Origin of the sequence: Terrisporobacter mayombei (assembly GCF_020748465.1) — a bacterium.
Lineage (GTDB): Bacteria > Bacillota > Clostridia > Peptostreptococcales > Peptostreptococcaceae > Terrisporobacter > Terrisporobacter mayombei.
Genome location: NZ_JAHZMP010000026.1, coordinates 1 through 1,441 on the forward strand (window position 1 = coordinate 1; position 1,441 = coordinate 1,441).

General features: G+C 50.9%; 2 protein-coding genes, 2 pseudogenes and 1 other annotated feature. All 4 genes and pseudogenes read left to right on the top strand.

The features are described from left to right. A partial coding sequence (locus K0039_RS24620; RefSeq protein WP_228106758.1) for a hypothetical protein occupies nt 1-357 on the top strand: 357 nt, incomplete at its 5' end. Beyond that, the gene (locus tag K0039_RS24625) at nt 354-650 is read left to right on the top strand and encodes a hypothetical protein (protein WP_000766060.1); all 297 of its coding nucleotides are present in this window, start codon (nt 354-356) and stop codon (nt 648-650) included. The genes K0039_RS24620 and K0039_RS24625, both read left to right, overlap by 4 nt. Beyond that, nucleotides 650-1,033 (top strand): annotated as a pseudogene (locus K0039_RS24630) (transposase zinc-binding domain-containing protein); the annotation flags it as partial. The gene K0039_RS24625 and the pseudogene K0039_RS24630, both read left to right, overlap by 1 nt. Nucleotides 1,034-1,086: 53 nt before the next feature. Then, a pseudogene (locus K0039_RS24635) lies at nt 1,087-1,441 on the top strand (transposase); the annotation flags it as partial. After that, nucleotides 1,367-1,441 (top strand) — a sequence feature (AL1L pseudoknot). This feature is flagged as partial in the annotation. It overlaps the preceding pseudogene by 75 nt.

Below are 1,441 nucleotides of genomic sequence, written 5' to 3' on the forward strand. Positions count from 1 at the left end.
AAATTATTTGAACATACGGTGTTATATGATAGTGGTGATGCCTTTTTTGAATTAAAAGGAAATGCTTCTATGAAGTTATCACCAAAAGCTGCAATAGAAGTTTGTAATGAAGCAGCGAAAAAAGGCTTATGGATTTTGGGCATTGATGGTGGGCATTGGCTGAATCCTGGATTCAGGATAGATAGTTCAGCATCATCGAGTAGGCAGCCTGGCGGCTGCGGCTTGTCATGGCCTGAAATTACCGTTATAAAAACAGACAATATCATTGTCTTTCAGTTAGTTATATGGCCAGTTCAGCTAAACCCCGTAAACGAAAACCTGCCCCTCAAAGAAGCAAACTTCCCCGCTATGTCGTGAAGCTTCACGACGATGACTTCTTTGACGAAGAAGACGCAGAAGCTCTGCGCTTTGATAATTTTGACGATGCCGTTGAGTGCTGCGCAGACCTGAATATTCCCTTCTTTGTGGATGCCGGAAACAAAAAGCTGGTCTTCTGGTTTGTTCGTGTTGATGACGAAGGGTATCCTGAAATAGCCCGCTGCACGGAGCGGGAGTTTGCGACCATTCTTGCCGGTATCAGCGCCGGCGGCATGTACTGCCCGGAGTGTGGCACGGTTCACTGGCCGGACGGAGTCCCCCCGCCCTTCTGATGCTTCCCCGTTTTGCCGACATTTTTCAGCAGGGAAACCGCTGGCTTAACTGGCTGGAGAAACAACCGGAAGGTTCAGTGCGTCCGGTAGTCATTGAGTCGGTGACAAAAATCATGGCGTGCGGAACCACGCTGATGGGGTACACACAGTGGTGCTGTTCATCTCCGGACTGTTGCCACACAAAAAAGGTCTGCTTCCGGTGTAAAAGTCGCTCCTGCCCGCACTGCGGAGTGAAGGCTGGCGCACAGTGGATACAGTATCTGCTGAGTCTGGTTCCCGACTGTCCGTGGCAGCATATTGTGTTCACACTTCCCTGCCAGTACTGGTCCCTGGTGTTCCACAACCGGTGGTTACTGGCAGAGATGAGCCGTATTGCAGCGAATGAACCGCCCCGGAAATCCTGGAGACTAAACTTCCTGAGAAAGAGGTAAACAGGATGACTAAAAATACTCGTTTTTCCCCCGAAGTCCGTCAACGGGCAGTTCGTATGGTTCTGGAAAGTCAGGGCGAATATGACTCACAATGGGCGGCAATTTGTTCCATTGCCCAAAGATTGGCTGTACGCCAGAGACTCTGCGTGTCTGGGTTCGCCAGCATGAGCGGGATACCGGGGGCGGTGATGGTGGACTCACCACCGCTGAACGTCAGCGTCTGAAAGAGCTGGAACGTGAAAATCGTGAACTGCGCCGCAGTAACGATATCCTTCGCCAGGCTTCCGCTTATTTTGCGAAGGCGGAGTTCGACCGCCTCTGGAAAAAATAATGCCACTGCTGGATAAGCTGCGTGAGCAG